This is a genomic window from Streptococcus thoraltensis DSM 12221 (assembly GCF_000380145.1).
Lineage (GTDB): Bacteria > Bacillota > Bacilli > Lactobacillales > Streptococcaceae > Streptococcus > Streptococcus thoraltensis.
Genome location: NZ_KB904610.1, coordinates 1 through 8,028, shown reverse-complemented (window position 1 = coordinate 8,028; position 8,028 = coordinate 1). Strand labels below are relative to the sequence as shown.

At 33.4% G+C, this 8,028-nt stretch carries 5 protein-coding genes; all 5 read left to right on the top strand.

Going from position 1 to position 8,028, the window contains the following annotated elements; translation table 11 throughout:
- Nucleotides 1–575 precede the first annotated feature (575 nt).
- Entirely contained in the window at nt 576–1,313 is a 738-nt protein-coding gene (locus tag A3IA_RS0107810) for a MurR/RpiR family transcriptional regulator (RefSeq protein WP_018380773.1), read from the top strand.
- A 131-nt stretch (nt 1,314–1,444) separates the two neighbouring features.
- Entirely contained in the window at nt 1,445–3,373 is a 1,929-nt protein-coding gene (mngA, locus tag A3IA_RS0107805) for a PTS 2-O-a-mannosyl-D-glycerate transporter subunit IIABC (RefSeq protein ID WP_018380772.1), read from the top strand.
- 34 nt (nt 3,374–3,407) lie between these two features.
- Nucleotides 3,408–5,993 carry a glycoside hydrolase family 38 N-terminal domain-containing protein gene (locus A3IA_RS0107800; protein ID WP_018380771.1) on the top strand — a complete coding sequence of 862 codons (2,586 nt, stop codon included), beginning with the start codon at nt 3,408–3,410 and terminating at the stop codon, nt 5,991–5,993.
- A 120-nt stretch (nt 5,994–6,113) separates the two neighbouring features.
- Nucleotides 6,114–6,956, top strand: coding sequence for a glycerate kinase (locus tag A3IA_RS11990; protein WP_244862337.1), 843 nt, complete (start codon nt 6,114–6,116; stop codon nt 6,954–6,956).
- A gap of 863 nt (nt 6,957–7,819) precedes the next feature.
- Nucleotides 7,820–8,028, top strand: a 209-nt coding sequence (locus A3IA_RS0107790; protein ID WP_018380769.1) for an IS630 transposase-related protein, incomplete at its 3' end; no start/stop codon positions are given.

Sequence of the window (8,028 nt, the reverse complement as noted above, 5' to 3'; positions counted from 1 at the left end):
GTCTTTCTAATGATAGTTTTGTCGCTTTTCATTATAAGTCATATGGGACTTTTTTCTACATTCAAAAAGACTCCATAATCTCCGAGGGGAATTTACCCACTACAGTTGACAATGAGCCAAAAAACAAGTCCGAATTGGACTTGTTTAGGAGATTATGAAAAAGAAAAGTTTTAGGATAGTCTTCTTCCCTAAAACAATTCTTAATCTATTATTTCCTAATCATATATGTGAATTGTTTAGCCATTTCTTTATCAAAGGCTCGATACGAAATAACACCTAGTCCTTTTATTTATTCTAAAAATTTTGATATATAGTATCAATATAAGTTTTGACAATTAATAAGGATCTAACTTAATAAAATAATAAATAATTGTTAAGCTGTACCATCCGATATTGCAATGAACTTATTGGACTTGACTTGGAATTTAGCCCAGAAAGTTTACAGTTTTAAAAAAATTCATGTCAAAAGTAGTATATTAATGCTCGTCAAAATTTCTATGAAATTTAAGACAAAAGCAAAATTTTGATAGATAATATAACATAATCTATATGATAAGAAAATATGAGAGTAAAAGATGAAATTTAATGATCGTGTACTAAACGTGGAAAATAATTTGACTGATTTGGAAGATATGATTGTCAATTATATTGAAAAAAATAAAGAAGAAGTTTCTCGGCAAAAAATAACAGCTTTGGCTGATCAGTTTTATACTGTGCCAAATACCCTTACGCGTTTATGCCATAAATTAGGTTATGAAGGGTTTGTGGATTTGAAAAATAATCTTAAGCAAGAATTATTATCAAAAAAATCTCAAGTCTATTTAGAAACAGATAGTTATATTTTTGAAACGATAAAGTCCATTGATGACAAACGTTTAAAAAAATGCATCACAGTTTTTAAAAAATCTAAAGCAGTCACATTTTTTGCTGTTGGACAAACTGGAGAATTGACAAAGATTTGTACAAACAATTTCTATGCTTTTGACCCAAAATTTAATTTTTTAGAGTACCCTAATACGGTAAATCAAAAAATTGGGTTGGCCAAAGACGAAGCATTCTTTTTTGTAAGCCTTTCAGGTGAGTCTAAAGAAACTATCAAACTTGCTAAAAAAGCTAAATCTAAAAATCAAACAGTAATATCGTTAACTGGTATGACAAAAAATTCTTTGTCGCAAATTGCTGATATCTCGTTGTATTGTTACTTAAAAGAAGAAAATATAGATGGTTACGATATTACAGATAAGACTCCTATAATGATTGTGTTAAATCGACTTTTTCACTTATTTCTAGAATTAAAGACTGGTCGGGAGTGATCGGTTTTTGTGTAAAATTACACAGAAATTTCTTTAGATTATAGAATTTAAGAGTAAATTTCCAAAAAAAATGAAACCGCTTACTTTTCTTGTTATAATATTTATAAATAAAACAAAGGGAGCGTACTTTTATGAAATTATCTCAAAATACGTCTGAAAATCTTATTTTCCTTAATCAACAGTTTGTGACGAAAGATCAAATCTTTGAATTTGTATCTCAAGAATTTGAAAAACAGGGAGTTGTTAGTTCTGCGACCATATTTAAAAAAGCGCTTAATGAAAGAGAAAATATGGGAACAACTGGCTTTGAAAATGGCCTAGCGATTCCTCATGGAAAAAGTACTACTGTTATTAAACCCTTTTTTTCAGTGATTCGCTTATTATCTCCTTTATCTGCGGAAGCTTATCATTCTTTGGACCCTCAAAACAAAGTTGATACAATTTTTGTTCTAGCTATTCCTGATACTGATAATGGTAATGATCATCTCTCAATTTTATCGGAGCTTGCTACAAGATTAGGTGATCAAAACTATCTTAATCAACTTAAGACTGCAAAGAATGAGTCAGACGTTTTGAAGATTTTGGACAATGACTCACAAAAGAATCTAGAAGGTGAAGAATTAGTCGAAAACTCAAAAGGATTGATTTTAGGGATAACTGCTTGTGCAGCAGGAATCGCTCATACTTATATGGCTGCTGAAGCTATAACAAAAAAAGCAAAAGAATTAGGATATCTTGTCAAAGTTGAAAAACAAGGTGCTAATGGAGTTGACGATAAGATTACGTCACAAGAAGCTAAAAGTGCAATTGGAATTATTCTTGCACATGATGTAGCTTTAAAGGACTTGCATAGATTTAATAACTTACCTCAAGTTGATGTGAAAGTATCTGAGCCTCTAAAACATGCTGATAAAATTATTCACTCGCTAATTGAAAAATCTCAAAACTATACTCCGCAATCTATTAATATAGCAGAAGAAATTTCTAATGCTAAACAAGATTTTTGGACGATTGTTAAAGATTCTATACTAACAGGAATCTCACATATTATACCTATTATCATCGCTGGTGGTATGATTGGAGCAATCGCTGTGATGTTGACACAGATTTTTGGGCTTCAAGATTTAATGGCTGCACCGACTGATGGATCTGCCAATACATTCTGGCTATTTTTACTAAAAGGTTTAGGGGGAAGTATGCTATCAGTTTTGATGCCTCCAATCCTAGCTGGTTACATGGCATATTCCATTGCTGATAAACCAGGACTAGCTCCAGGCTTTGCTGCTGGTCTGGCTGCAACAACGATTAATTCTGGATTCTTAGGTGCCATGCTTGGAGGTTTAGTGGCTGGTTTTCTAATGAAATGGATGAAAGAACATGTCAAAACTTCTGGAGTTCTCAAAGGTTTTGTAACATTCTGGGTTTATCCTGTCGTTGGTACATTAATTACAGCTTTAATAATGTTATTTATTTTTGGTAAACCAGTTGCATGGTTGAATAGCAGTTTGTTAACATTTCTAGAAAACACTCAAAATTCAAGTCCAATTATTCTGGGGGCATTGATCGGAGCTATGGTTAGTTTCGATTTAGGTGGGCCGGTTAATAAAGCAGCTTATGCTTTCTGTATTGGAGCAATGGCCTCAGGAAATTTCATTCCATATGCTATCTTCGCTTCAGTTAAAATGGTTTCAGCTTTCTCTCTTACTGCAGCAACAATTTTGAAGAAAACTATTTGGACACCAGAGGAAAGAGAAATTGGAGGACAAACTTGGATTTTAGGTTTAGCTGGAATTACCGAGGGTGCAATACCTGTTGCAATGAATGACCCTGTTAGGGTTTTAGGTTCGTTTGTAATTGGTTCGATGGTTACAGGTGCAATTGTTGCTTCAGCTAATATTGGATTGAACGTTCCAGGTGCAGGTATTTTCTCGCTTGCCTTGCTACAATCAACATCTAGTAAAGTATTTGCTGCAGGTATATGGTTTGGTGCAGCTATAATTGGTGCGGCTGTTTCGACAGGACTTTTAATAGTAAGTCGTCAGAAGAAACTTAAAAAATAAGATTACTCAGTGCTACTTGGAAAGGAGTATTTGGATGGATTTTAAGAAACGAGTACATGTCGTTCCCCACATGCATTGGGATAGAGAATGGTACTTTTCAACTGAAGAAAGTCAAATATTACTTGTAAACAATATGGAAGAAATCATGGATATGTTGGAGAGTAATCCTGATTATCCCAATTATATTTTGGATGGTCAAACGGCCATTTTAGAAGATTATTTTCAAGTTAAACCTGAAAACAAAAGTCGTGTAAAAAAACTTATACAAAATGGAAGACTTATTATAGGTCCATGGGTTTCTCAAACAGATGAAATGACTGTTGGATCCGAGTCAATTACGCGAAATTTACTTTATGGCTATAAGGACTCGATTTCTCTTGGGCAGCCAATGGCAATAGGATACCTCCCGGATTCATTCGGCCAAACTAGCCAGTTACCAATGATTTTAAATCAGTTTGATATTAAATATTCTATTTTTTGGCGTGGTGTTTCTGAACGTGTAGGTACTGATAAAACAGAATTTTATTGGGAATCAGATGATGGGTCTAAAGTTCTAGTTCAATTGTTGCCTTTGGGATATGCTATAGGTAAATATTTACCAACTGATCCTAAAGCTCTGAAAAAAAGAATGGAAACTTATTTTCAAGTATTGGACAAAGGTGCAACGGGAGAAACACTGCTCATTCCAAATGGACACGATCAAATGCCTATTCAGCAAAATATTTTTGAGATTTTAGATGAGTTGCGTAAACTTTATCCAGAAAGAGAGTTCTTCTTAAGTAAATATGAAAATGTTTTTGAAGAAATCTCAAAAAATGAAGGCTTAGCAACAGTAAAGGGGGAGTTTTTAGACGGCAAATACCAACGCGTTCATAGGTCAATTTTTGCTACTCGACAAGATTTAAAAATACTAAATACTAGGATTGAAAACAAAATAACTAATACATTAGAGCCACTGATGTCGATAGCGTACTCTTTAGGTTTTAGTTATGAACATGGATTATTAGAAATTATTTGGAAACTTTTATTAAAAAATCATGCACATGATTCTATGGGAGCGTGTTGCTCAGATAAAGTTCATCAAGAAATCAAAGCACGTTATTTCGAGGCCGAAGAAAGAGTAGATCGTCTCATTGATTTTTATAAACGTAAAATAGTTGAAGCAACCCCAAATAACGAAGACTTTGATAAATTGGGTATTTTTAACTTTCTCCCTTATAGTAAAGTTAGGATAGTTAATACAGTTGTAATAACTCGTATGAAAGGAATAAGTTTATGTGATTCAGAAGGTCATTCTGTCGATTTTGTTATAAAATCAGTAAAAGAAATTGATCCGGGATTGGTCGATCGTCAAATTGTTCACTACGGCAATTATGAACCTTTCTTTGAATATGAAATTGAGTTTTCTCGTAATCTTCCTGCGATGGGATACGAAGTTATATTTATCAAAGAAGGAGAAAGCACATCAATAGCCGGTACTATATGTAAACAGATTAATACGGAAATCTATAACATTACAGCAAATAATGATGGAACTGTTACTATTATCGACAAGACAAGTAAAAAGATTTATCGAAACGTATTTAGCTTAGATGATACGGCTGATGATGGAGATGAATATGATTTTTCTCCGTTAGAAAATGAGACTCCTTTGTCGAGTATAGGAAATGTTCGTTCACAAACAGAAATAATAGAATTTGAACATGAATTTGTTCTTAAAAGCTCTTATGATTTTGAATTACCTAAAGAATTGACTAGTGAACGAAAGAGAAGTAATGAGACTGTCAAAGTTCCAGTCTATTTAATTTTAAACGTAGCCAAAAAATCGCGACTAATTGAAGTGCAAGTTACTATTGACAATAGAGCAAAAGATCATAGATTGAGAATGTTAGTACCAACAGGTATCTCTGCATCAGTAAGTTATGCTAGTACCCAATTTGGAACTATTTGTCGCAATGTTCAGGACGAAGCAATGGCATATTGGGAATCTGAGGGTTGGGATGAACGACCTGATTCTATATATCCATTCTTAAGCTCAGTTAGTTTGCAATCACATTCTTCTTCTGTTGCCGTAATAACGAGATCCAGTCGAGAGTACGAAATTATTGGGGAAGAATCAGATACAATTGCAATTACTTTGTTACGGTCTGTAGGTGTTTTAGGAAAAGAAGAACTATTGAGAAGACCTGGTAGACCTTCAGGGATCAAACTACCAACTCCAGACTCACAATTATTAGGAAAGTTAACAATTGATTTAGCAATGACAATTTCGGAGATTCCGGAAACGCTTGTTCAGGATGAAAAAGAATATATAACACCTGTAGAAACCTATAATCAGATGCCTTACCACGCGATGAAACTTAATCCAAGTAAGCAAGTTACTCCTTATTTATTTTCTCTTTTTGAAATGAATAATAAAAGACTTCAGTTATCGACTGTCAAGAAAGCCGAGAACTCCAATGAAATACTTGCTAGATTTTTTAATCCAACAAAAGATGATGCATTCCTTAGTCTTTCAGAAAAAGATGATTACACTCTATACTCTTTAAAAGAAATAATCAAAGATTATCACTTTGATGGGAATATAAAATCTAATCAGGTTGTTACAGTGAGAATTTAAGAAAAGAAGGATGCCCTCTAGATAAGGTGACATCCTTTCATTTATAAAAAATGGAGAGTTATTTTATCATGAAAAAAAGTTGTCATTGCTATCGATTCTTATAAAAATTCAGCGACCAGTTTGGAACTTAATTATGCAGTAAAAGAGAGTCTCCATACGACTTTTCCTGAATTGGAGATAAAAATGGTTGGAATCGCGGATGGAGGGGAAGGAACCCTATCAGCAATCCATTCAAACATTGGTGGTTCATTAATTTCTGTGGAGACAGTAGATTTAATGGGGCAAGATATAATTGCCGAATATCTCTTGGTAAAAAATACTGCCTATATAGAAGTGGTTCAAGTTGTTGGTATTGATAAGATTGTTCCCAATAGGGAAACTTTCATAAAATCATCGAGTTTTGGATTAGCCAAACTAATGTTGGATGCCAAATCACGAAATGTCAAAAGAATCGTTGTTGCTTTAGGAGGGAGTGGCTGTTCGGACGGAGGTCTAGGATTATTAAGGGGGCTTGGAGCGGATGTGAAATCATTATTAGATTATGATAGTATAGATCTTTCAAATCTTGAGAAGTTTCCGAGTATTGAAATTGTAGGAATGGCAGATGTGACTAACCCTTTTTCAGGAGAATTAGGATTTTCTAGATTTTTTGGAATTCAAAAAGGAGGTAGTGAAGAACAAATCGAGTTTTTAGACGCCAAAGCAAAGAGCTTAGCTGATGATATTCAAAAGAAAACTGGACATGATATCCAAAATACAAGAGGAGCTGGAGCAGCTGGTGGAATTGGAGGTGCCCTACTTTGCTTAGGTGGAAAATTAGAATCGGGGTTTAAATTGTTATCTGAACTGATAGACTTGGATTCCTACATTCGCTATGCAGATTTAGTAATTACTGGTGAAGGACTTAGACATAATGGAAGATTTATTGCTAGCCTCTTTTTCAATTCAACAATCTGCAAATAGTTTGGAAGAGGCAATGAAAAAAGAAGTCACTTTAAGAAATGTTAAACGCGTATCAAAGATGATTGCAAAGGTTTATTTTAAATAAATTTTTAATTTCAACTGTTTAGCAGTCCCCCCATTCTTATTATTCGATCTCACCATTTGGATGCCTTTTAAAAATCTATTGCTAAATTTTATTAAATATTAGATTCCATTGTTTTTAGATTAATATTTAATTATAAAAGCATACTCAATTGATTTTAAGATTAAGTAGGGTTTTGTGATACTGAGGTACTTAGTGACCAGAATGGATCAATTTTTGTTTATTTTCGTTCATAGAATAGATATGATTTAAAGCATCAAAAAAGTTCTAAAACAGCATTTCTGATGCTTACAAGACTCGAAAAACCGATGAATAAGTCTTGTCAGATAAAATTGCTCCGTTTTTTGTAGTTATCAAAAGTAACAAATCCTTAATATTATCTTCTTCCTTCTATTTTGTCTTGAATTAAAGTAGCTATTCTTCTCATTTTTTTCAAGAAAACCGAACTGTTTTACTTTTACTCTCGTAGTAGAGCACGACACATTTATAGCTGCTATCGCTTTATTCTATATCCTTATTGGTATTGCATACTCGTATTCTTCATTATCAAAAGCTATTTTTGGGGGCTCATTGTCAACTGTAGTGGGTTGACTTATAGCTAACACCGAGAGAGAATCAGATTGGTTCTCTCTTTTGTTGTGTTCAAAGCAAGGTAAATCCGTTTTTTAAAGTTTTCAAAGTAAGCGCGCCATAACGAGGTATCTACCGAGATTATCAGTTCTCCAGTATACTGTTATAGTAAAATGAAGTAAAAACAATACACTTGTGATATCATGTTTTTATGGCATATTCACTAGATTTTCGTAAAAAAGTTCTCGCATACTGTGACAAAACTGGCAGTATTTCTGAAGCATCTGCTGTTTTCCAAATCTCACGCAACACCATTTATCAATGGCTAAAACTAAAAGAAAAAACAGGTGATCTTAATCACCAAGTTAAAGGAACTAAGCCAAGAAAAGTTGATAGAGATAAATTAAAGAACTATCTTAA

Bases quoted from the DNA above. Each gene is read 5' to 3' on its own strand.
- A3IA_RS0107800 (WP_018380771.1), top strand. From the start codon at position 3,408: ATGGATTTTAAGAAACGAGTACATGTCGTTCCCCACATGCATTGGGAT.
- A3IA_RS0107810 (WP_018380773.1), top strand. From the start codon at position 576: ATGAAATTTAATGATCGTGTACTAAACGTGGAAAATAATTTGACTGAT.
- mngA (WP_018380772.1), top strand. From the start codon at position 1,445: ATGAAATTATCTCAAAATACGTCTGAAAATCTTATTTTCCTTAATCAA.